Below are 23,393 nucleotides of genomic sequence, written 5' to 3' on the forward strand. Positions count from 1 at the left end.
TAATATCTATGATTTGCATCTTATTTTTCGGTTGCTCTGCTCTAGAGAAAAAGATCTAACGAAGCAATTGCAGTACAAAATGAAAAAGGAGAATATGTTAAAGGTACAATAACCGAGATATGGCTTAGAGAAAATTTAGAAACGATTGTTTCTCAAAAATATCGACTCCTATAGTAGATTAATACCTTATTTTCTAAAAAAGGCTGCATTATTTATATGAAAAAGAACACTTAAAGTAACTACACTCTAAGTGTTTTTTTCATACCTTATTTTTTGTCTTCTTAACATTATCCATTCTGCTCTTTATTTTAGAATAAATCCCTCACAAACCGAAATACCTGAATGTAATACCCTGAAACTTTTTAGGAGAGAATAAGAAAGAGTAATAAACAACTGTAAGCCTCAATCTGAACCAATAATAAGTTTTCATAAAACTGGGTTTCCGTCAAACAGCTGATAAAGAACCTATATCGGGGAGATACAAGTTAATGTGGATGTTTCTGTTTCATATGACAACAATTGTATAGGATAGAAGGCATGCCAATTATCGAGTGAAAGAAGAAAATTATGGAATTGAAAAGCCTGTTAATCCAAAATGAAGGGTAGTAAAAACACATAATTTAAAATCCATCATGAATGGTGTTGAAAAAAGAAACAAGAATTATCTATTATGTCTGCTTGACAAGATTATCAGTAGAGTATAAAATGATTTTGTTCACAGTGTGATGCGATAAACAACAGTTGTTGTGAATGTTGCGTTTATTAAGCGTTAATTGTGAAAAAACGTTGCATTATTATCATTTTACTATGAAAAAAGGATATATGGATAATCGTCCTTTATAAACGATTTCTTCCAGATGAATAATAATTGTAAAAAAGGAACAGTTGTCTTAATTCTTACTTTATTTAACCTTTTTTGAAAGCACTTGCAATTATATTGAGAGCGTTAACAGTTCTATTCATTTGAAACTACAGAATCGTTGTAAGGAAGAACATAATTACTATTTCATAAGTGAAAATAATTGCAGCACATTTATAAAAAACTACTAGAAAGTAAATGGGGAGGATAATTATGCCTTTAGTAATTATTGCAATTGGGGTTCTATTATTACTTATTTTGATAATGGGCTTCAAATTAAACACATTTGTTTCATTAATCATTGTTTCATTCATCGTAGCTTTGGCATTAGGGATGCCTATGGCAGAAGTTGTTGCATCAATTGAAAGCGGTTTAGGCGGAACGCTTGGTCATATTGCCTTAATATTTGGGATGGGAGCTATGCTTGGCAGATTAATTGCTGATGCAGGTGGCGCCAATCGTATTGCTACAACCTTGATTGACAAATTCGGGGAAAAAAGAATTCAATGGGCTGTTTTGTTTGCTTCATTTATTGTTGGGATCGCATTATTCCTTGAAGTAACAATCGTATTATTAGTTCCAATTATATTCTCAATTGCAAAAGAATTAAAAGTTTCCATTGTGCATTTAGGTCTTCCTATGGTTACTGCTGCCTTAGCAACACATGCTTTCTTACCCCCGCATCCGGGCCCAACAGCAGTAGCAGCTGAATATGGAGCAAATATTGGTTTAGTTTTAATTTACGGTATCATTGTCGCAATTCCAACTGTTATACTAGCAGGTATTTTGTATCCAAAGTTAGCTAAAAAAATTGTTCCTACTGCTTGGACAAGAGAAGGCAGTGACTCATTTGGGGTTCAAAAAACATTCAAATTAGAAGAAACACCTGGTTTTGGTATCAGTGTATTTACAGCACTATTCCCAGTTATTTTAATGGCTTTGGGTGCAGCGGTTGATATGATTCAGCCAGCAATGGGATTTGAAGATAATATGTTAGTGAAAATCATTCGTTTTATCGGTACATCTTCGACAGCTATGGTGCTTTCATTATTGCTTGCAATCTACACGATGGGTTTAAGAAGAAATGTTCCGATCAAGAATTTGATGAATTCATGTTCTTCAGCAATTAATTCATTAGGGATGCTGCTATTAATTATTGGTGGCGGCGGTGCACTAAAGCAAGTTCTTATTGATGGAGGCGTTGGTGATTATGTTGCTAAAATATTCGAAGGATCTGCTATGTCCCCTGTCTTCTTTGCATGGACAGTTGCAGCAATATTACGTATCTGCTTAGGATCTGGAACAGTTGCAACTTTAACAACTGCAGGGTTGGTCCTTCCATCTCTTGCTACAATTCCTGACGTTAACTTAGAGCTAGTTGCACTTGCAACTGGAGCGGGCAGTGCAATTGCATCACATGTTAATGACGCTGGTTTCTGGATGGTTAAAGAGTCTTTAGGTATGACCCTGAAAGAAGCATTCGGAACGTATACAGTCCTTTCTACAATTGTTGCTGTATCAGGATTGGTATGTACTCTATTATTAGATATCGTTTTATAAAATAATAAAAGTGACCATTTTATATTTTTTATAAAATGGTTCTTTTTTTTGCATTGTATATAAATTCTATATTTATGAAACTTAATGTTGAAATCGCTTTAATAATTACTTTTACTTTGAGGGAAATTCGCATATAATTGAATAGTGTTGCAAAATGCACAAATCCATTCGTTATATTTCGCAGTTATTATACATTGTAAAAAGTTAAGGCTCTTTTCGTAAAGGTTGTTGTCTTTAAAACGAAAAATATTAAAGGTTGATTGGAGCAGATTGCGAGACTCCTGCTTAGAGCAGCGGGACAGGTGAGACCCCGCAGGCGTTTACGCCGAGGAGGCTCACCGCCCGCCCCGCGGTCATCGAGCATCTCTCGCTGCAATCAACCACACCGCATTACTTGGTAAATAGCAACAAAGTATGCGAAAACAGCCAAAGTTAAAAAAATAAAGTTAGGTGGAATTTGGATGAATGAAAAGTATGAACAACTAAAAGAAATCTTAAGAGAGATGGACGATGTTGTTGTTGCTTTTTCTGGCGGTGTCGATAGTACATTGTTATTAAAGGTTGCTGTTGATGTTTTAGGTGTTGAAAAAGTTCTGGCTGTTACGGCTGATTCTGAAACATACCCTTCAAGTGAATTAGAGGAAGCTAAAAAGCTTGCAAATCTGATTGGGGCAACACACCAAGTAATTGAAACCTCTGAACTAAGTATACCAGGCTACGCAGAAAATGACCGGAACCGTTGTTATTTCTGTAAAAATGGATTATTTGAACAAATCGTTCCTATCATGCATCAAAAGGGTTTTAAAAACGTAGTGTATGGTTTGATTGCAGATGATATGAGTGAACATCGTCCTGGAGTACGTGCAGCCAAAGAACACGGTGTTCGCGGGCCGCTCCAAGAGGCAAATCTTTATAAAGAGGAAATTCGTGAACTTTCAAAACAATTAAACTTGCCTACTTGGGAAAAACCATCATTCGCCTGTCTATCCTCCCGAATTGCATATGGTGAAAAAATCACCCAGGAAAAATTAACAAAGGTTGAAAAATCGGAGGCTTATATTAAAGGGTTAGGAATTCGACAAGTCCGCGTGCGAACTCATCAAGAGATTGCGAGGATTGAAGTAGAGCCTCAAGATATGCAGCTTGTTTTATTGAAGCATAAAGATATCATGGAGAATTTGCAGAGCTTTGGATATAAATATGTCACTCTTGATCTACAAGGCTATGTGAGCGGCAGCATGAATAAAGTATTAACTGCTAGTGTAAACAAAAAGTAATCTCATAACAGACCCTTGGAGGTTTGAGGGATTTGAATTTGCAACAGAAGGTGACTGAAAAATGATTAAAGCATTGGTAATTGTCCCCTACGAGGGATTGCTTGAAATGATGAAAGAAATCGATCAAGAAGTAGAAGATATTCAATTACAAATTGAATTAGGAAATTTATATGAGGGAGTTGCTATTGCAAAGGATGCCGAAAAGAATGGCTATCATGTCATAATCAGTCGGGGTGGTACAGCTTCTTTGATTCAGGAGGCTGTATCAATCCCGGTGATTGATATTCAGGTGACAGGCTATGATGTGTTACGCATACTAACACTAGTAAAAGGATTTTCGGGTAAAGCGGCTATTGTTGGATTTTCGAATATAACACAAGGTGCTGCTACGATCTGTAAGCTTCTAGATTTTGATATTAAAACATTAACGATTACGAAAGATACCGAAGTGAAAGATAAATTAACGAATTTAAAAAAACTTGGCTATGAAGTGGTAATTGGGGATGTTGTGACGGTTCAAGCTGCAAAGCAATTAGGTATGACAGGAGTGTTAATTACATCTGGGAAGGAAGCTATCATTGATGCATTAGAAGAAACGAGAAGGTCATATCGCATTTTCTCGCAGCTACAGCAGGATGTTTTTTTATTTCAATCCATTCTAGATTGTAACGAACAGGCAATTGGAGTATTTAATAAAGCTGAAAAAATTGTATATGGGAATGAACGCTTCAATAAAGAATTTCACTGGATCGATTTAGAAAACTCCGCGGAAATATCAGCGTTATTAAAAGAAACGGCATTAACAGGCGAAAAACAAAGCAAAACCGTTCACATCAATCATTCGTTTTGGAAAATAAAGGCATGTCCTCAAGGGGATGCTACAGTATTTTTTCTTGAAAAAATCCTTCCTAATCAAGCTGATGTTCAGGAAGGAGAAGTGAATATGAATGCAATAGAATTTCATACCTCATCTTCTTTTATCCCTATTTCCGGAAAAAGCGAGCAAATTCAGAAGGTGTTAAATCAAATCGATCAATACGGTAAAAGGGAAGAACCCGTATGGATTATGGGAGAAGAGGGAAATGGGAAAGAATTAGCTGCCCGTTCCATCTATTTAAAAAGGAAAACAAAGAATGAACCATTTATCGTGTTGCATTGTGATTTATTAAGTACAGAACAGCTGAAAAATTTAATGAACGAAAACTTTTTCCTAAAATACGCCAATGGTGTCATTTACTTAAAAAACATCGATAAATTGAACTCTTATATGCAAAAAGAGTTATATAAAATAGTTAAGAATGAAAGCAATAAAATGCTGCAATGGCTCGTTTCTTCTGAGAGTACTATCGAAGATAAGGTATCTAATGGCTCATTTCACACCGAATTATATGAAACATTAGGGCGGGTAAGCATATATATTCCGCCACTCCGAGAACGAAGAGAGGATATTGAGGATTTGGTTCATGTATTTATATCTGAATTACATCCTAAATATGGAAATGGAGTAGTTGGGATTCGACTGGATGCTTTGCATGAGATAATCAACTATGAATGGCCTGGAAATGTAGAGCAACTTAAACAAGTAATTGAACAATTATTTTTACAATCACATTCTTTTTATATTGAGAAGGAAGCAGTTGTGACAGTTTTAAATCGATTAGAGCAGCAGGTGAAAAAGAGTGATGAACTAACACATATCGATTTAAGCGGTACATTAGAAGAAATTGAAAAACAAGTCATTACGAAGGTACTTGAAGAAGAGGGGTTGAATCAATCAAAAGCAGCTAAACGTTTGGGGATTAACCGTTCTACCTTGTGGCGTAAGCTAAAATAATAGCTTGCGCTTTTTATATACAAAGGAAAATGGGAACTGATGCAAAAAACAACACATTAAAATTAATTAGAAAAAATTATAAAAAACATTGCTAAATGCAACATTTTAATTTATTATAAGAAGTGCTGAAAGCGTTTTTAGTATTTGAAAATAAAACTCCATTAAAGCAGTAAAACAAAGTAGCAATTGCACATTCTATTAGAGGATCAAATAGAAAAACTTATTAAACATTAATGAATAGGCTCTATAAGCCGGAATAAAACTAAAAAAACGCAACTCATATAACTGAAATTGCGTGTAAAGGGGGTCGGGATAAAGGTGAAACTTGCAGTAATAGCAGATGATTTAACAGGCGCAAATGATACTGGTGTTCAATTTGCAAAACAGGATTTAAATACGACAGTGCTATTTTCAGATACAAAATTACAACCAACACATTTAAGTGAAGATGTCATTGTTTTAAATTCAGATAGTCGGGCATTAATTTCAGAAAAGGCTTATGATGTCGTTTTTAATCTTTCCACTCAATTAAAAAACTTAGATATTACAAAAGTCTTTAAAAAGATAGATTCCACCATGAGGGGAAATATTGGTCCGGAAATTGATGCAGTTATGGATGTATTTAATTATAAAACCTCGTTTATTGTACCGGCTTTTCCGAAAAGTAAGCGGATTACAATGAATGGAATGCATTATGTCAATGGCGTGTTATTAGAGGAAACAGAAATTGCAAATGATCCCGCCTGCCCAGTAAAAGAAAGTTACTTACCAAAATTGCTAAAGAATCAAAGTAAGCGGGAAGTTGAATTAATCTCAATTGATGATGTGCGAAAAGGAAAAGATCATTTATCAGAAAAAATGATTGCGTTGTCCTCTGGTAAAGATTCAAAAATTATCATCGTTGATGCTACAACTGACGAAGAACTAAAAACGATTGTTGAAGCTGCTGAAAGTACACATGAAAATTTCCTGTGGGTAGGTTCAGCTGGAATTGCTTATCATCTGACAAACTCAAGTCATCGTGAAGAGCAGCTATGCAAGACACTGGAAGGTGAACGACTTCCGGTACTAGTAGTAGCAGGTAGTGTAAATTCGATTACTCATCGACAAATTCAACATTTAAAAGAGAAAAAGAATGTTGAAGAAATTGTCATTTCTCCTGAGGAATTCTTTTACGAAGATAGGAGAAAACTTGAAATTAATCGTATTGTTAAAGCTGGGCAAGCATTACTAGAAAAAGGCGATTTAGTGGTAACAACCAATCGTGAGCGGGAGACAATAAACAGAGTAAAGGATCTTCAAAAAAAGCTTGGTTTAACGAACTTTGAGGTAGGTAATACAATTGCTCAATCTATGGGAGTTATTGCCGGTCAATTAATAGAAAGCAAGAATATTTGCGGGGCTATTTTAACGGGCGGAGATATTGCAGGAGCTACTTGTAAAGTATTAAATGGAGATGGAATACGGGTAATTGGTGAGGTAGAAGCCGGTATTCCATATGGGAAATTGTTCGGAGGCTTGTATGATGGCATACCTCTTGTTACAAAAGCGGGTGCATTTGGAACGGAACAAGCACTTTCAAAAGCTCTTCAAACAATTACTGAAGTAAATGCCCATGTTGAAAACAGTGATTGGCGTAAGACTAACTATTCTTAAGGACTTTCATTGAGAGCTTTTATTCTAATTGGGTGCAGGAAAGAGTACGAACGCTTTTACAGAATTAGTTTTAAATGTGATGGAAGAACACCAGGCATATATGAATTTTAGTTAGTTGTAATCGATATGCTTGGTGAATTAAGATGTGAAAACGGGAGGAAATAATGATGACTACCAAAAAACCAAATATCGCGATTACAATGGGGGACCCATCAGGAGTCGGACCTGAAATTATCGTTAAATCTTTGAATGATAAAAACATCTATGAAAATTGCCGTCCATTTGTCATTGGCGATCTTAAAATGATAAAAAGAGCTTTGGTTGTAACAAATATTGATCTTCAATTAAATAGCATTTCAAATCCTGAAGATGCAAAGTGCCAATACGGAACAATCGATATTATCGATTTAGATTTAGTTTCTGAAGATTTACCTTGGGGACAAGTTTCTTCTGAGGCTGGAAATGCTGCATTTCGCTATTTAGAAAAGGCGATTGCTTATGCGAATGAAAAGAAAATTCAAGGGATTTGTACAGCACCTTTAAATAAAGAAGCACTTCATAAAGCAGGTCATATTTATCCGGGACACACTGAAATTTTAGCCGAATTAACAAATACAAAAGATTTCGCCATGATGCTATCTGCGCCAGGTTTAAGAGTGATTCATGTGACAACACATGTAGGTATTATCGATGCGATTAATAAAATAAACGTTGATCGTCAATATACAGTCATTAAACTTGCACACGAAACATTACAAAAAGCAGGGATTAAATCTCCTCGAATCGCAGTTTGCGGGATTAACCCACATGCTGGTGAAAATGGTCTTTTTGGAAATGGTGAAGAAGAAGAGAAAATTATTCCAGCTGTAGAAAAAGCGCAGGCAGAAGGAATAAATGTACAAGGGCCACTTCCTGCAGATACATTATTCTTTAGAGCAAAACGCGGCGACTTTGACATAGTTGTTGCACAATATCATGATCAAGGGCATGGGCCAATTAAGGTTTTAGGTCTTGAAGCTGGAGTAAATATTACAGTCGGTCTTCCAACGATTCGTACAAGTGTTGACCATGGAACAGCTTTTGATATCGCAGGAAAAAATATTGCAGACGAGTTATCGTTAAAAGAAGCGATTCGTATGGCGATTGAATTAGCACCTGAAAAATAACAATAATGTAGCAAGAGATTGTAGGGCAGATCTCTTGCTTTCCTATTATAAAGATTTTGTTATACGGACACTGGCAATAATGAATAATGCTTGTTTAAATTGAAAGGAGTGTTACCTTATGTCTTTACCGAAATTCGCAAAAATAAGACAAAAATTCCATGTTGAAAGTATAAAGAATATCGCTGCAACAATTACAGAACAATTTATTCATGTGAAAGCAGATGATAAAATTAAGCCTGGCATGGAGATAGCCATTACCGTTGGAAGCAGGGGGATTGCAAATATTCCATTAATCGTTAAAAGTGTTGCTGATGAAATTAAAAAGAGAGGGGCGACACCGTTTATCATTCCTTCAATGGGAAGCCATGGCGGTGCTACAGCTGAGGGGCAAATTGAGGTTCTGGAAGGTTTAGGAGTAACGGAAGAATCAACAGGTTGTGAAATTCGTTCATCAATGGATGTAGTTGAAATTGGCGAAACATCAGCAGGTATTCCTGTTTATATTGATAAGTATGCTTATCGTGCAGATGGAATTATCATTATGGGCCGTGTGAAGCCACATACTGATTTTAAAAAGGATATTGAAAGCGGCGTCTTAAAAATGGCCTCAATTGGTATGGGTAAACATAAACAAGCACTTGCTTTGCATACTTATGGTATTGAGGGAATTCGTGATATGATGCCTGAAGTTGGAAAAGTAGCCATTCAAAATTCAAATACATTATTTGGTGTAGCCATTGTTGAAAACGCTCATGAAGAAACAGCGATTATCGAAGCGATCCAACCAGACCAAATTGAGGAGCGCGAAAGAGAATTACTGAAAAAAGCATTTGATTTGATGCCAAGTCTTCCGGTTGATGAAATGGATATTTTAGTAGTTGATGAAATCGGTAAAAACTATAGTGGAACAGGTATGGATACGAATATTATCGGTCGAATCCGTGTATTAGGCGTAGAAGAGCCTAAAAAACCTTCTATTAAATATGTCATTGCATCAAACTTAAGTGAGGCTAGTCATGGCAATGCGTTGGGAATTGGATTAGCTGATTTAACTACAAAACGTTTATTTGAAAAAATCGATTTGAAAACAATGAATGAAAATGTTGTCACAAGTACATTTTTAGCTCGTGCAAATATTCCGATTGTTCTTGATAATGACCAAGAAGCACTAAAAGCAGCTCTACGCGCTAACTGGGGTGTTGCATTGGAAGAGGCAAGAATTGTAAGGATTCCAAATACTCTTCATATTGGGGAATTATTTGTATCTGAAGCCATTTTTAATGAGTTGAAAGATAAAGAAAATATCGAAATATTAGAGGATCTGCATGAAGTGAAATTTGGTGAAGATGGTTATTTCTTGCCGATGTAACTTTACGTTTTATGAGATAGTAAGGATGAAAACAGCTTTCATAATGGTTGGGAGCTGTTTTTTTGTATTCATGAAATTGGAAACTTTAGATAATCTGCACAACATTGTTGCCTCCCGTTTGAAGTTATTCTCAGTGAAATAAGAAAGAACTCCTATCCTTTGATCTGTTAAGTTTTAATGTTTTTTCCTTCAACCGAATAGGACAGTCATTTATAATGAAGGAAAGTATCAAGAGGGAAATTTTTTTGCGGATAAGACCTTGAGGCGGATGATTGTTAACGTTCGTTTCCGTTATCTAAAAAATGAATATGTTACGGAGAGGAATATGAATATTCGAAAACGACATTCAGATGAAGAAGCTCCAATCGATTTATTGTTATTAGCTGACCCTTCCAACATTCTTGTTGAGGAATATGTGAAAAGGGGAGAGTGCTTTTTAGCTGAAAAAGATGATCAAGTGATTGGGGTATACGTATTGCTACCGTTAAGACCTGAAACAGTTGAGTTGGTAAATATTGCAGTTGCAGAAATCCATCACGGTAAAGGGATTGGAAAACAGTTAGTAATGCATGCGATTCAAACAGCAAAGTTAAGTGGATTCAAAACGATAGAAATCGGTACGGGTAATTCAAGTATTGGACAGTTAGCGCTTTATCAAAAGTGTGGGTTTAGAATCACTGGTATTGATAGAAACTTTTTTATTAGGCACTATCCAGAGGATATTTTTGAAAATGGTATTCAGTGCAGGGATATGATTCGTTTATCTCAAGATTTGTAGATTTTTAATAGGAGAAAGCCCCAAAAGCTAGACGTTTGGGGCTTTCTCCTAGTATGAAAATTATAATCGGTCTTCGTTCAGGCGGTTACGGTCAATGGTCGTTTCATCAACTGTTGCATCACCGTCTGTTTCCACCCGGGCTTCTTCACGTTTAATATTCTCAGTCACTTGTTCTGTTTCCGTTGCCTGTCTTTTGCCGATGACCAGTTCCTCTGTTACCACTGGTTTTTTCGTTACTTCGACTTTTTCCTCGACAATCGGGACACGGATTGTTTCTTCATCACCTATTGGTTTTGTTGTGGCTGCTGCTGTGTCGTCTATTGCAGCATCGCCAACTGTCCGTCTCTCTACATAGACTTCTTCATGTGTTACAGGAACATGAACTGTTTTTTGTTCTTCAACAACGTCTTTACGAACCTCTACTTCACCGGTCTGAACACGCTCCTTCGTAACATCAAGTTGTTCTTCACGAAGCTTTAGGGAACGTTCTTTATTTGTACCGAGTGTATCTGTATCAAGTGTTGTTTGATCAATTACAGAGGTACCAGTGATACCGCCTGCTGAAGGAGCAGTAAATGTCCCTGTTCCACTATCAACAAGAAGTAAAATTTTTCCTGAATTTAGATCCTTTTCATAGTCACGGGCAGCTGCGTTATCAAAGCCAAGCCCAACTAGATGATCGTAATATGAGATTTCATTATGATCTGAAGTTGTATTTACCTCAAGTGCTGAAAATAAATTTTCAAAAAAACCTTTCTCCTTATACGTTCGGGTATTTTCCGCCTCGCCGAGGTCCTCGGTCGATACTCCTGTTTCATTTTGGATAGAATAAGGGAAGTCCCTTGTATTCGCAAGAATGGACAAGTCGTTTACAGAATATCCTTCATTTTGAACTTCTTCTATAGCTTGAATCACTTCATCTTTTGAATGATAAACACCTAAAACATGTTTACTCATAGGGTATTACCTCCATTGTTTTTTAATATTAATCAACCTCTACACTCCATATATACCCGGCTTGTCCAAGGTAAAACAATATTTTTCATAGATTGGGCTTTATTAAGGAGGCGGAATGAATTACTTTAAATGAATGAAACTAAATATTTCTTGAATCGTATTCATATAAAAGATGTATCAACACATTCCATTTTGGTGGCATAAAATGTACGAGTAAAAAGTTGGAGAAAGAACTTAAATAAAAATGAAACTGGATTTGAGGGATTCAATTGGATGAAGATAAACGTAAAAAAAGTAAAATTGAAACGGATGATGGCTGGAATAGAGCATTTTATGGCAGTCCGACAATTGGAGGATTCATTGTTGTTGGTGTGATTATTTTATACTTATTATTCAAATGATCGAATGGGTGAGGTCTCAATAATCACACATGTTAAAAAGTCTGCAAAAAAGCAGACTTTACATATCTAAGACCAGCCTAACTGTTTTAAGAAGATGCCCTTTAAAGTCATCATCAAATTCAGAGACAACTTTGAATCCTTTTGCTTTGTAAAAGGCTGATCCAATTAGATTGTCTTTTTCTACATGAGTATAAATCTTTTTTGTGCCTTCTAAGGTTTTCATTCCCCGGGACAGGTGAGACCCCCAGGCATTTACGATCGAGGAGTAGGAGTCTTGCGTTCTGCTCCAATCAACCTAAAGAGTTCTAGAAAAGAGCCGAGCCATTTTTTAATAAAGTATAGAATTTATCTTATTACCATTACAAAAATTTAACTCATGAGATACTGTTCCTTTACAATTATTGGTTAATATCGATAGAAAGGAATATTCATAAGTCTTTATTTTAGGCTCTTTTCTAAAAAATTGTTGTTTTTAGGTAGTTTTTTAAGCAAAAACTAATTAAGGTTGATTGGAGCGAGCAACTGTAGCGGAAATCGACCACACCTCACTACTTAATAAAAAGCAACAAAGTATACGAAAACAGCCTTATTTTATCTTCTGGAGGATGAATGAAAGAGAACATTGTTTTTATACACGGGTTAACGGGAACAAAAAGGGCCTTCACAAAACAAATGGAATATTTTGATGAAGGCTTTAACACCTATTCCTACAACTTACTTGGTCATGGTGATGACAGAGGAAAACCGGTAGAGTTTACATTAGAAAATTTAATCAAACAATTAGAGGATTTCTTTGACAAGGAAGGACTTGAAAACGCTCATATTTGTTCGCTTAGTTATGGCTGCTATGTAAGTACAATTTTTGCGAACAAGTGGAAATGGAAAGTTAAAAGCTTATGCTTTATAGGTGGTCATTATAATTCTCCTTCACAACTATTTGATGTATTCCGGCATTATTGGGAGTTGCGCGATGAAGAGTATTCAGTATGGTTGAAGAAATATTCACATGATATTTATCCAAGAGAAAGTATGATAGATCCCTATTCGATTATCTCTCATAAAATCTATTATAAATATGGGTTGCAATTAGCTGATAATGTACTGATAGATGCAATATATCATCGTCTTCACTATGATTTACGCAGTGATTTAACAAAGTTAACAATGCCTGTTCTCTGGATTATGGGTGATCATGATCATTTATATAAATCGTCTTTAACAGATCTTGAAACAGTGATCCCCCATGTTATTTACAAAGAGATAAAACATGCTGGTCATGCTGCAAATATGTTCCGTCCAAGCTGCTTTAATGACCTTTATGAAGAGTTTTTGAATAATTGTTTATTTGAAAAAGAAATGATATAGTCCATCGACATAGCAAAAAGACTATCCTGGCTCTTTGGATGTGTCTTTTGTCTTTGATGTGGTGGATTTATATAAAAAGGTTTAAGAGTTCTTTAGTAGGGTATACATAGTTTTGGAACTTTTTCAGTGTGAATTAGAAATGATATCAGGATGAGATTGTAATTTATCGAATGATCTAACATTGATATCAATTAGCGAAAATAAGCGTGAAATTCCCGCTGAGAAGTGATATGATAGAATTATCATACTATTTAGTAGAATAACAAAATTAGAGGGAAGGTGTCACTATGACAACTAGAATGGAAACAAATAATAGCAATCTTCCATTACGACGGGATGTTAAAGCTCTTGGTCATATTCTAGGTGAAATCCTTGTTCACCATGGAGGAACAGAGCTACTTGATAAAGTAGAGAAATTAAGAGTGATGGCTAAAACTCTTCGTAATCAGTTTGATAAAGAAATTTATCAAGAATTAAAAGAAGAGATAGTAAATTTAGATCCACCGATGCGTAACCAAGTTATTCGCGCCTTTTCAATTTACTTCCATCTTATCAATGCCGCAGAGTTAAACCATCGCATTCGCAGACGTCGTGAATATCAGCTTCAAGATGATCATGTTGTTCAACCAGCCTCAATCGAAAGTGCACTATTATCACTTAAAGAAAATAAAATTGATGAGGCGACAATACAAAATGTATTGAATACATTATCCTTAGAGTTAATTATTACTGCTCATCCAACTGAAGCAACAAAGCGCTCAGTCATTGAAATACAAAAACGCATTTCTAACATTTTAAAGGCGTTAGATAACAATATGTTAACGAAAAGGGAACGGAAAAAGCTCGAGGATAGCTTGTTAAATGAAGTGACAATTTTATGGCAAACAGATGAGCTACGTGATCGCAAACCAACTGTTATTGATGAAGTGCGTAATGGACTGTATTATTTTGATCAAACATTCTTTGATGTTCTTCCTGATATTCATCAGGATTTGGAAAAAGGTTTAATCGAACAATTCCCTGATCATAAGTGGGAAGTTCCTAATTTTCTTCGCTTTGGATCTTGGATTGGCGGTGATCGTGATGGAAACCCAAATGTTACACCTGAAGTAACTTGGGAGACGTTAGAAAGACACCGTGATCTAGCGATAAAGAAATACAATGAAGCACTAGTTGATGTGATGAAACGCTTCAGTCACTCCATAACACGCGTTAATATTAGTGAAGAATTACTAGAGAATGTAAAAAACGATGAAAAAATTTATTTAACAAATGAAAAGAAATGGCCTGTTGAAAATGAAGTGTATCGTCGTAAACTCGCTGTGATTATCGCACGTCTTAATGAAGTTGGAAAATCTGAAATAGGGTATACATCATCTGACGAATTATTAGAAGATTTATTTTTAATTCACCGTAGTGTAAATAATCATCAGCCAGCAGATCGTCAATTGAAAATGCTGGAGAAATTAATTAGACAAGTTCAGATATTTGGTTTCCACTTAGCGACACTAGATATTCGTAACCATAGTGGAGAGCATGAAGCAGCGATTACAGAAATTTTACGTAAAGTGAAAGTAACTGACGATTATTCGCTACTTTCTGAAGAAGAGAAAATTAAGACATTGGAAAATGTATTACGTGATCCACGTCCTGTTTTATTATTAAATGAAGATTATTCAAAAGAAACGCAACAAATGCTGCAAGTCTTTACAATGATTAAAAAAGCGCATGAGACATTCGGCAAAAAATCAATCCTTGTTTATCTAGTTAGTATGACAGAAGCAGCAAGTGATTTGCTTGAAGTATTAGTACTTGCGAAAGAAGCTGGTATCTATAGACTACACGCCGATGGTACAGTTGAAAGTCATTTAAATGTTGCACCGCTTCTTGAGACAATTGATGATTTAACAGCTGGTCCTGACATTATGGAAAAATTATTTAATATGGATGTTTACCGCAATCACCTGAAAATCCATGGTGATTCACAAGAAATCATGCTTGGTTACTCAGATGGTAGTAAAGATGGCGGAACCTTAACGGCAAACTGGAAGCTTTACAAAGCACAGATTGAAATCCATGACATGGCAAAACGCTATAATATTGGCTTGAAATTCTTCCATGGCCGCGGCGGTTCATTAGGTCGTGGGGGCGGTCCATTAAACCGCAGCATTCTTTCACAACCAGTCGAAACACTTGGAGATGGAGTGAAAATCACCGAGCAAGGTGAAGTGTTATCATCACGTTATTTGCTTGAAGACATTGCCTACCGTAGTTTAGAGCAAGCAACATCAACATTGCTTGAGGCATCTGTTAACTTATCAGAGGAATCAGAGCAACAGCATATTCGTGAAAAAGCATGGGAAGTCGCAATGGAAGAAATTTCAGCTGTTTCTCTTAAAAAGTATCAATCACTCGTATTTGAAGATCCAGGCTTTTTAACTTATTTTACAGAAGCAACACCTTTAAAGGAAATCGGAGAATTTACGATTGGTTCTCGTCCAATGAAACGGAAAAATAGTACACGTTTAGAAGATTTACGTGCAATCCCTTGGGTTTTTGCATGGACACAGAGTCGCCAGTTATTACCAGCTTGGTATGCTGCAGGCACTGGTTTGGAAAGTTTTGCTTCAAAAGGTGAGGAGAATCTTAAGCTATTACAACGTATGTACGAAGAATGGCCATTCTTCCGTTCAACAATTGATAATCTGCAGATGGCACTAATGAAGGCGGATATCACAACAGCTAAAGAATACACTGATCTAGTAAATGACAAAGATATCGCAGATCGTATCTTTGGTAATATTACGAATGAATATGAAAAGACTAAAGCGATTTTACTAAAAATTTCGGGTGATGAAGAGCTCTTAGACCATACACCAAACATTAAAGAATCTGTTCATCATCGAAATCCTTATGTAGATCCATTAAATTTCTTGCAAGTGGAGCTTATAAAAGAGCTGCGTCAGCAAGAAGAGCCAAATGAAGAATTACTGACTGAAGTGTTATTAACCATCTCAGGTATTGCAGCAGGGTTACGTAATACGGGTTGATTTCAGCTGGCATAGCTAAGGGCCGTCGATTTATATCGACGGTCCTTTCTATATGGTTGAAAGTAAAACATGTATAGCAATAAGGAATCCTAACGGCAAATGATTACTTAAAAAATAAAACGTTATATTATATGACATGAATATAAAAAAGCCTCGAAATTTCATATAAAATTGGAGAAAGATCAATTATTTGTAAAAGAAAGTGACAAATAAGAAAGGGTAGAAGTTTAGTACGGATGAAATAAGGTTATATGAAAAGAAAAGCAACCAACTAGGTGAAGGAGAGGATTTTCAATGAAAAAATATATACTTGAAACATTGCCACAAAAAGAGATAGCAGCCTTGAATGCCTTTTACGCTGAATTGTTGTTAGATAAAGTCCTTCGTGATTTTCGTATTAAACAAATGAAATTGGAAATTGACCGTTCTTTACAGGACAGAAACAAGGAAGAATTTTTTAGATTAACAGAAGAATTAAAGAGAATTTCCTAGTTAATTAAAAAGAATGAATCAATAAGAAGTAAGTAAAAAGGAGGAAACATCATGACGAGAGAAAAGAAATTAGTCCTAGCTGATTTTGTGAATGGAGACCGATTTGAATTAAATTCTTATCTTAATTATTTAATGGCCGAACATCATGATGATCTTAATCATGAGCAACGTTATGAAGGGAAATTACATTAACCCTTAATGCAGATTGAAAGGATACTTATTAATGACAAATGAAATCGTATAAAGCGACCTTGTTATTCTATATAAGAATATCAAGATCGCTTTTGTTATGTCTTAAAGAGGAAGATCTTTATGAATGGATATTTATAATGAGAGATTGAACATCTTAGGGAGGCTTGTCATACTTCAATGGAGAATGCATTATTTGAAATTATATATTCGACCGGTTGCCGTATTAGGGAAGTTGTAAAATTAAATCGCGATAATATTAATTTTCGGGCGAATTTAGTCATTGTACATGGGAATGGGGATAAAGAAAGGGGAGTATACTTTAATACCCGTTATATATCTTTGTGGTCTCACTCTTCACATGACCAAGTAAGCTTTGGATCACTTCAAGTGGTGCACCGTTATTATTCATATGTGAAGCATTGCTGTGTCTTAATTGATGTGGATGTATATTCTTTTTTATTCCGTCACGATTAAATATTCGTTTGATAATATATCTTAGGTTATCAATACTCATGCGCCTTTTTGGCCTTTTTTTCGTAATAAACAAACAGGGATCCCTATCATCTCGCTCATCTAGACACCTTTTTAACCAAATGGAGAGCTCAGCTAAGTGGGAAATAGAGACGAGATTTTTATAGTAAATATTTTTGAAAGCTATATAAATAAAACTTTAATCAAAAATCGAGGCACGCATAATGTCCCGTTTCTATTTTTCTTTTAATCTTGATCGTTCGATTTGGATTAAATCGAAAGTCGAAATGCCTTTACAACCACACCATCATTCGCTGGTTCAAAATCGTGTTGCGGGTGTCGTTCAAAACCAATTCGTTCATATAATTTCATGGCGCTTTTCATAAAGTCTGCAGTATGGAGTACAATCGCATCAAACCTTTTTTCCTTCGTTCGTTTTATACATTCATGAACCAATGCTTGCGCAACTCCTTTTCCGCGAGCTTCTGGAGTAACAGCGAGCAATCTAATCTCAAAATAATCAAGCTCATAATTGTTACTTCAGAAACGCCGTATTCAAAGCTTAAATATTTGAGTTGAGCTCCCAGAATGATAGGTCATCGATCATCATTTTATAATCCACAATAAATTTTTTCCTGTATTTTATTTACCATATAAACACACCCTTTCTGTTTCATTATGGTCAAATTTTTCAAAACTTAACTAAGCTGTGGCGATGAAAATATACTAGAATAATAACTTTATCTTGTTTAAGATCTACAAGTTTTTTACCTATTTACTAATTATACATTGAAAAATATCTAAAGTCCCTATATGATAAAAGTTGTTGATTTAAAAGATACTTTTCAAAAAATTCAATATAAAAGCAGTAAATTAAGATGCCTAATAGGCTTAATAGGGAATCTGGTAAAATTCCAGAACTGTCCCCGCAACTGTAAGTGTGGACGAAATAAGTTGACCACTGTATATGGTGCTTTTAACAAAAGGTGCGTATATGGGAAGGACTTAAAGTAGGGTGAAGCACAAGTCAGGAGACCTGTCTTAATTTATAAAGTTTCAGTTTCTTCGGGAGGTGAGAAGGTGAGACGATCGCAGCCAAATTATTGCTAGTTTGGAGTGCTTTCGTTATTTGCCTTTTCATCCGCTCAGTTGAACCTGAGCGGATTTTTTGCTTATGCTGTTATTTTTTAAAGTGGACATATTTTGTTAAATCCAGTAATAGGTTAAGATGAGTAATTTAATAGTTTGAGAGAAAGGTGCATAACAATAGCTGTTGTTGTGCTTAATAGGGAAGTCGGTGAAAATCCGACACGGTACCCGCCACTGTTATGGTGAGCTTTTTTACACAATGTCACTGATTCTAATTGGGAAGACGTAAAAAAGCATTGAGCCTTAGTCAGGAGACCTGCCTTTTTTTCATATTGATACCTACGGGCATATAGGTAGACGTGTAATAAAAAATGCTATTTTATTAGCGATATTTTTTATGCACCTCTGCTTAAATAGGGGTGCATTTTTTATTTTCCTAAATTTAATAGATTGGAAGTGTTTAGATGACGACTTGGAACTTAACTCAAACACAGCACCATGTCTTAATATGTAATGGAAGCAGCTGTATGAGAAAGGGTGGCGAGGAAGTCACACAGGCGATCAGGGAGGAAATTACCAACTTAGATATGGATCATAAAATCCATACAACAAGAACCCGTTGTAATGGAAGATGTAAAGATGCTTGTGTTGTTGTGGTCTATCCAGAGGGCGTGTGGTACAAGGCTGCTTCACCTGATTTAGCAAGAGAAATTGTCCAAGATCACCTTGTTGGTGGAAAAGTCGTAGAAGACAGTGTGATTTATACATACGATCAACAGCAGTTTGCTGCTCCTGAATATTCAGAATCTATTGTTGGAATAGAAAAACAAAAAAGCAAGGTTTAGTTTCGTATACGAGAACTTGATACGTTATTAAAGGAGGAATATTCATTGTTAGGAAAGTTACTTGTTATTGGATTTGGGCCTGGAAGTTTTGAACATATGACAAAAAGGGCTCAAGATGCCATACAAGAGAGCGATTGTATTATTGGATACAAAACATATGTTGAACTCATTCAAGATTTATTAACAGATCAAGAGATTATTAGTACTGGAATGTCTGAGGAAGTAAGCCGTGCCCAAGCAGCGGTCCGTCTTGCAGAAGAAGGGAAAACAGTAGCGGTTATTTCAAGCGGTGATGCTGGAGTGTATGGAATGGCCGGACTTGTCTATGAAGTACTGATTGAAAAAGGCTGGAAGGAAGCCACAGGTGTTAGTGTGGAGGTTATTCCAGGAATTTCGGCGATTAATTCCTGCGCCTCCCTATTAGGAGCACCTATCATGCATGATGCTTGCACGATTAGTCTAAGTGATCATTTAACTCCGTGGGATTTAATCGAAAAGCGGATCGATGCAGCGGCACAAGCAGATTTTGTTGTTACACTTTATAACCCAAAAAGCGGCCGCCGGACTAGACAAATTCAAGAAGCACAAAGAATCCTATTAAACTATAGATCACCATCTACACCAGTTGGACTTGTCAAAAGCGCCTATCGTGATCGACAACATATCGTCATTACAGATCTTGAACATATGCTTGATCATGATATCGGGATGCTCACAACCGTTGTAATTGGGAATTCAGCAACTTTTTTATATGACAATAAAATGATCACCCCTAGAGGCTATCAAAGAAAATACACGTTAAGTGCAACTGAGCAACGATTAAAGCCACATGAACGTCTCAGACACGAAAATGAGCCATGGGCGCTTCATAAAGGCATTAATGATATGGTCTTAACCCCAAAAAACAAGACAAAAAAAAATAAAGAAAGCTCGTTACAAATTGCTTTAGAGGCTCTTTCGAAATTGGATCATGTAACAAACAAGTCAACAAACACTAACCAACTACATGTACAACTACCAGTGAATAACACGGTAACCTCCATTTTTGAATTAGCTGTTAGCCCTGGAATTGCCAATAAGAAGTTTACACCACAGCAAATGATGACACTTGCCGAAGTTGTTGGTAGCGAGGGCTCAATGGAATATACACCACACCATCAAATCATTTTAAGAATCCCAACTAGTGAACCAGATGTTATCACGGAAAAGTTAGGTGATGTTGGTTTTCTAGTAGAACCAATCGGTGATGTTTTTCAACTAAAGGCATGTGATTTCTGTGAAGGGGAAAAGAAGGATTCGATCCCGCATGCGGAAGAGCTCCATCAAAAATTAGGCGGACTTGATTTACCTAAGGAGTTAAAAATTGGCTTCAACGGCTGTGGTATGGCTTGTTTTGGCGCCGTAAATGAAGACATTGGTATCATCTTTAGAAAAGGGAAATTCGATTTGTTTTTAGGTGCTAAAACAGTAGGAAGAACAGCCCACGCTGGTCAGCCTGTAGCGGAAGGAATTGAGCCAGACAAAATTGTCGAGGTTATTGAAAATATTGTCTACGAATACAAAGAAAAAGGCCACCCAAATGAGAGATTTTTTAAATATTTTAAACGCGTAGGAAATATTCAGGGCTATACATATAAAGACATGACGCCAAAGATTGAAATTGAACCAGCTCCATGTGGAGATTAAATAGGGATAGGGGAGAAGTATATGAATGCTGTTTTACTAGTAGGACACGGAAGTAGAGATTCAGAAGGGAATGAACAGGTAAGACAAACAATTGAAGAACTAAAGCCACAGCTAGATTCAAAGCTTTTAGTTGAAACTTGTTTTTTAGAGTTTGAAAGACCGACTATTGACCAAGGAATTCAAACATGTATAGAAAAGGGTGCGACAAGTGTTTTTGTCATTCCGCTTATGTTGCTTGCAGCGGGTCATTCGAAAATCCATATTCCAGCAGCAATTGATGAAGCAAAGCAGAAATATCCTCACGTTTCGTTTACTTATGGCCGACCATTCGGAATTCATGAGGAAACAATTGAAATTTGTAAAAGTCGCTTAGAAGAGGTCGGCGAGAAAATAAATGAAGAAGATCCAGATACAGCTGTCATTTTATTAGGTCGGGGTGGTAGTGATCCTGATGCAAATAGTGATTTATATAAAATTACTCGCTTATTATGGGAGAAGCTGAACTACAAATTTGTAGAACCTGCTTTTATGGGTGTAACAGATCCTTTAATAAAAGAAGGCGTCGAACGCTGTATCAAACTAGGAGCTAAAAGGATTGTCATTCTACCTTATTTTCTTTTTACTGGCATTTTAATCAAACGTCTTGAAAACATGATCAATGAGTTTGAGCAAGATCATCCAGGGATTGAATTCAAGCTTGCCGGATATTTCGGGTTCCATTCAAGATTAAAAACCATTATTAACGATAGAATCCAAGAGGCGTTGCTTGGTGAAGTGAAAATGAACTGTGATACATGTGTCTATCGAATTGAAGCAATGGAGCATATTGACCATCACCATCATCATGATCACGACCATGGTCACCACCATCATCATCACCATGAACATGAGGCTCAAAAACTATGATTCTCTTTTTAGCTGGTACAAGTGATGCTAGAGCATTGGCCATGACCATAAAAGAAGCAGGATACAGTATTCTGACAACCGTTGTTACAGAAAATGCAGGAAATGAAATGCAAAAGGTCGGCTTAGATGTTTTTGTTGGAAGACTAACCCATCAGGATTTTGTGAGCATGATTCAAGAAAAAGGCTTCAAAGCTGTTGTTGATGCTAGTCACCCTTTTGCTGAAGAGGCAAGTAAAAATGCCCTTTTAGGTGCAAAAGAAGCGGGAATTCCTTATATCCGCTATGAGCGTGAGTCACAATCTTATCACCACCCTAAAATTACATTGGTTGAAAACTATGATCAGGCTGCAGAGCTAGCGGCTGAAAAAAAGGGTGTCATCATGCTAACAACCGGAAGTAAAACATTAGAAACATTTACTCGTAGGTTGTTGGATCAACCAGATATACGTGTGATTGCTCGTATGCTACCGAGGAAAGACAACATGGAAAAATGCGAAAAGCTTGGGTTTCCACAAAAAGACATTGTCGCCATTCAAGGCCCTTTTACAAAGGAATTTAATTCTGCTTTATACAAGCAATATGGCGTAACAACTATGGTCACAAAGGAAAGTGGGAAAGCTGGCTCTGTTGATGAAAAATTAGAAGCTGCCTTAGAGCTAGGAATTGAAACAATCATGATCCAAAGACCAAAGATTCAATATGGAAATGCCTTTTCCGATTTTCCGAGTGTTCTCAGCCATTTGAAAAAGATTTTTACGAAAGAAAATGTTGAAGCAATAGGAGGAGTAAAAGATGGATTTTAAAACAGAATTTAAACCACTTACCGTTCAACCACAAGAAATTGAAGGGATTAGCTTTAATATGATTGATTCAGAATTTGGAGATCATTCCTTTACAGATGAACAATACAAAGTCGTTCAACGTGTTGTCCATGCATCTGCTGATTTTGATTTAGGTCATAGTATGCAATTTCATAATAAAGCGATTCAAGCAGGAATTAATGCCATTCGTAATGGAGAACAAGTATATGCGGATGTTCAAATGATTTTAGCTGGGGTAAGTAAAGGAAGAATTGAAAAGCATGGCGGTGGGGTACATGTCTTCATTTCAGATCCAGATGTCATGAAAGAAGCGAAACGCTTAAATACGACTCGCGCTATTATATCAGTGAGAAAAGCCATCACGCAATTTGACGGTGGAATCTTTGCAATTGGGAATGCACCAACAGCTTTACTTGAATTAATTCGATTAATTAAAGAAGGGGAAGCAAAGCCAAGTTTAGTTATTGGATTACCAGTTGGATTTGTGTCTGCACCAGAATCAAAAGAAGAATTAGCAAAATTAGATGTACCATTTATTACGAATGTAGGTAGAAAAGGTGGTAGTACGGTCACGGTTGCAGCGTTAAATGCAATTTCTCTTCTTGCAGATAAGGAATAA

General features: G+C 36.2%; 19 protein-coding genes, 2 pseudogenes and 2 riboswitches. Of the genes and pseudogenes, 18 read left to right on the forward strand and 3 right to left on the reverse strand.

The window, feature by feature from the left end; all coding sequences use genetic code 11:
* Positions 1–1,072 precede the first annotated feature (1,072 nt).
* The 7 genes from GMB29_RS06945 (at position 1,073) to GMB29_RS06975 (ending at position 10,499) form a co-directional block, all read left to right on the forward strand.
* Positions 1,073–2,419 (forward strand): gluconate:H+ symporter, encoded by a 1,347-nt coding sequence (locus tag GMB29_RS06945; protein ID WP_136355595.1) that lies wholly within the window; start codon positions 1,073–1,075, stop codon positions 2,417–2,419.
* 461 nt (positions 2,420–2,880) lie between these two features.
* Entirely contained in the window at positions 2,881–3,696 is an 816-nt protein-coding gene (gene larE, locus GMB29_RS06950; RefSeq protein WP_136355597.1) for an ATP-dependent sacrificial sulfur transferase LarE, read from the forward strand.
* A 61-nt stretch (positions 3,697–3,757) separates the two neighbouring features.
* The gene (locus GMB29_RS06955) at positions 3,758–5,530 is read left to right on the forward strand and encodes a sigma-54-dependent Fis family transcriptional regulator (protein ID WP_136355599.1); all 1,773 of its coding nucleotides are present in this window, start codon (positions 3,758–3,760) and stop codon (positions 5,528–5,530) included.
* A gap of 318 nt (positions 5,531–5,848) precedes the next feature.
* On the forward strand, positions 5,849–7,186 hold the full coding sequence (locus GMB29_RS06960) for a four-carbon acid sugar kinase family protein (RefSeq protein WP_136355601.1): 1,338 nt from the start codon (positions 5,849–5,851) through the stop codon (positions 7,184–7,186).
* Between the two features lie 167 nt (positions 7,187–7,353).
* Positions 7,354–8,352, forward strand: coding sequence for a 4-hydroxythreonine-4-phosphate dehydrogenase PdxA (pdxA, locus tag GMB29_RS06965; RefSeq protein WP_136355603.1), 999 nt, complete (start codon positions 7,354–7,356; stop codon positions 8,350–8,352).
* A gap of 118 nt (positions 8,353–8,470) precedes the next feature.
* Positions 8,471–9,721: a nickel pincer cofactor-dependent isomerase, group 22 gene (locus GMB29_RS06970; protein ID WP_136355605.1), complete on the forward strand. Its 1,251-nt coding sequence runs from the start codon at positions 8,471–8,473 to the stop codon at positions 9,719–9,721.
* A 325-nt stretch (positions 9,722–10,046) separates the two neighbouring features.
* Positions 10,047–10,499: a GNAT family N-acetyltransferase gene (locus tag GMB29_RS06975; RefSeq protein ID WP_136355607.1), complete on the forward strand. Its 453-nt coding sequence runs from the start codon at positions 10,047–10,049 to the stop codon at positions 10,497–10,499.
* Between the two features lie 60 nt (positions 10,500–10,559).
* On the opposite strand, the gene GMB29_RS06980 is transcribed toward GMB29_RS06975, so the two are convergent.
* Positions 10,560–11,456: a YsnF/AvaK domain-containing protein gene (locus tag GMB29_RS06980; protein ID WP_136355609.1), complete on the reverse strand. Its 897-nt coding sequence runs from the start codon at positions 11,454–11,456 to the stop codon at positions 10,560–10,562.
* A 269-nt stretch (positions 11,457–11,725) separates the two neighbouring features.
* Here GMB29_RS06980 and GMB29_RS27620 point away from each other — a divergent pair, with 269 nt between their 5' ends.
* The 6 genes and pseudogenes from GMB29_RS27620 to GMB29_RS27965 all read left to right on the forward strand — a co-directional run.
* A complete protein-coding gene (locus tag GMB29_RS27620) occupies positions 11,726–11,857 on the forward strand; it encodes a hypothetical protein (RefSeq protein ID WP_264766597.1) in 132 nt (43 codons plus the stop codon).
* A gap of 609 nt (positions 11,858–12,466) precedes the next feature.
* Positions 12,467–13,222, forward strand: a complete 756-nt coding sequence (locus GMB29_RS06985; protein WP_136355610.1) for an alpha/beta fold hydrolase — start codon at positions 12,467–12,469, stop codon at positions 13,220–13,222.
* A gap of 287 nt (positions 13,223–13,509) precedes the next feature.
* Positions 13,510–16,272, forward strand: coding sequence for a phosphoenolpyruvate carboxylase (ppc, locus tag GMB29_RS06990; RefSeq protein ID WP_136355612.1), 2,763 nt, complete (start codon positions 13,510–13,512; stop codon positions 16,270–16,272).
* Between the two features lie 294 nt (positions 16,273–16,566).
* On the forward strand, positions 16,567–16,764 hold the full coding sequence (locus GMB29_RS06995; RefSeq protein ID WP_196305231.1) for an IDEAL domain-containing protein: 198 nt from the start codon (positions 16,567–16,569) through the stop codon (positions 16,762–16,764).
* 51 nt (positions 16,765–16,815) lie between these two features.
* Complete coding sequence (locus GMB29_RS26915) at positions 16,816–16,956, forward strand: hypothetical protein (RefSeq protein ID WP_168733893.1); 141 nt, start codon at positions 16,816–16,818, stop codon at positions 16,954–16,956.
* A 177-nt stretch (positions 16,957–17,133) separates the two neighbouring features.
* Positions 17,134–17,241 (forward strand): annotated as a pseudogene (locus GMB29_RS27965) (integrase); the annotation flags it as partial.
* Between the two features lie 34 nt (positions 17,242–17,275).
* Here GMB29_RS27965 and GMB29_RS07005 read toward each other — a convergent pair.
* Positions 17,276–17,554: pseudogene (locus GMB29_RS07005) on the reverse strand (tyrosine-type recombinase/integrase); the annotation flags it as partial.
* Between the two features lie 143 nt (positions 17,555–17,697).
* Positions 17,698–17,937, reverse strand: a complete 240-nt coding sequence (locus GMB29_RS07010; protein WP_136355614.1) for a GNAT family N-acetyltransferase — start codon at positions 17,935–17,937, stop codon at positions 17,698–17,700.
* 349 nt (positions 17,938–18,286) lie between these two features.
* A riboswitch (cobalamin riboswitch) is annotated at positions 18,287–18,485 on the forward strand.
* A 179-nt stretch (positions 18,486–18,664) separates the two neighbouring features.
* Positions 18,665–18,854, forward strand: a riboswitch (cobalamin riboswitch).
* A 126-nt stretch (positions 18,855–18,980) separates the two neighbouring features.
* On the opposite strand from GMB29_RS07010, the gene GMB29_RS07015 reads away from it, so the two are divergent.
* From GMB29_RS07015 to GMB29_RS07035, 5 genes are read left to right on the forward strand one after another with little or no spacing between them, the layout of a single operon-like run.
* A complete protein-coding gene (locus GMB29_RS07015) occupies positions 18,981–19,361 on the forward strand; it encodes a (2Fe-2S) ferredoxin domain-containing protein (protein ID WP_136355616.1) in 381 nt (126 codons plus the stop codon).
* 45 nt (positions 19,362–19,406) lie between these two features.
* Positions 19,407–21,047 (forward strand): precorrin-3B C(17)-methyltransferase, encoded by a 1,641-nt coding sequence (gene cobJ, locus GMB29_RS07020; protein ID WP_136355618.1) that lies wholly within the window; start codon positions 19,407–19,409, stop codon positions 21,045–21,047.
* Between the two features lie 21 nt (positions 21,048–21,068).
* The gene (locus tag GMB29_RS07025; RefSeq protein ID WP_136355619.1) at positions 21,069–21,953 is read left to right on the forward strand and encodes a sirohydrochlorin chelatase; all 885 of its coding nucleotides are present in this window, start codon (positions 21,069–21,071) and stop codon (positions 21,951–21,953) included.
* Positions 21,950–22,756, forward strand: a complete 807-nt coding sequence (cobK, locus tag GMB29_RS07030; protein WP_136355621.1) for a precorrin-6A reductase — start codon at positions 21,950–21,952, stop codon at positions 22,754–22,756. The genes GMB29_RS07025 and cobK overlap by 4 nt, the downstream gene beginning before the upstream one ends.
* A complete protein-coding gene (locus GMB29_RS07035) occupies positions 22,746–23,393 on the forward strand; it encodes a precorrin-8X methylmutase (RefSeq protein WP_136355623.1) in 648 nt (215 codons plus the stop codon). The genes cobK and GMB29_RS07035 overlap by 11 nt, the downstream gene beginning before the upstream one ends.

Source organism: Metabacillus sediminilitoris (genome assembly GCF_009720625.1).
Lineage (GTDB): Bacteria > Bacillota > Bacilli > Bacillales > Bacillaceae > Metabacillus > Metabacillus sediminilitoris.

Excerpts from the sequence above, each read along its gene's own strand:
- GMB29_RS06945 (WP_136355595.1), top strand. The coding sequence starts at position 1,073 with ATGCCTTTAGTAATTATTGCAATTGGGGTTCTATTATTACTTATTTTG.
- pdxA (WP_136355603.1), top strand. The coding sequence starts at position 7,354 with ATGACTACCAAAAAACCAAATATCGCGATTACAATGGGGGACCCATCA.
- GMB29_RS06955 (WP_136355599.1), top strand. The coding sequence starts at position 3,758 with ATGATTAAAGCATTGGTAATTGTCCCCTACGAGGGATTGCTTGAAATG.
- GMB29_RS06980 (WP_136355609.1), bottom strand. The coding sequence starts at position 11,456 with ATGAGTAAACATGTTTTAGGTGTTTATCATTCAAAAGATGAAGTGATT.
- GMB29_RS26915 (WP_168733893.1), top strand. The coding sequence starts at position 16,816 with ATGACGAGAGAAAAGAAATTAGTCCTAGCTGATTTTGTGAATGGAGAC.
- ppc (WP_136355612.1), top strand. The coding sequence starts at position 13,510 with ATGACAACTAGAATGGAAACAAATAATAGCAATCTTCCATTACGACGG.
- GMB29_RS06970 (WP_136355605.1), top strand. The coding sequence starts at position 8,471 with ATGTCTTTACCGAAATTCGCAAAAATAAGACAAAAATTCCATGTTGAA.
- GMB29_RS07015 (WP_136355616.1), top strand. The coding sequence starts at position 18,981 with ATGACGACTTGGAACTTAACTCAAACACAGCACCATGTCTTAATATGT.
- GMB29_RS07035 (WP_136355623.1), top strand. The coding sequence starts at position 22,746 with ATGGATTTTAAAACAGAATTTAAACCACTTACCGTTCAACCACAAGAA.
- larE (WP_136355597.1), top strand. The coding sequence starts at position 2,881 with ATGAATGAAAAGTATGAACAACTAAAAGAAATCTTAAGAGAGATGGAC.
- GMB29_RS07025 (WP_136355619.1), top strand. The coding sequence starts at position 21,069 with ATGAATGCTGTTTTACTAGTAGGACACGGAAGTAGAGATTCAGAAGGG.
- cobK (WP_136355621.1), top strand. The coding sequence starts at position 21,950 with ATGATTCTCTTTTTAGCTGGTACAAGTGATGCTAGAGCATTGGCCATG.
- GMB29_RS06995 (WP_196305231.1), top strand. The coding sequence starts at position 16,567 with ATGAAAAAATATATACTTGAAACATTGCCACAAAAAGAGATAGCAGCC.
- GMB29_RS06985 (WP_136355610.1), top strand. The coding sequence starts at position 12,467 with ATGAAAGAGAACATTGTTTTTATACACGGGTTAACGGGAACAAAAAGG.
- GMB29_RS06975 (WP_136355607.1), top strand. The coding sequence starts at position 10,047 with ATGAATATTCGAAAACGACATTCAGATGAAGAAGCTCCAATCGATTTA.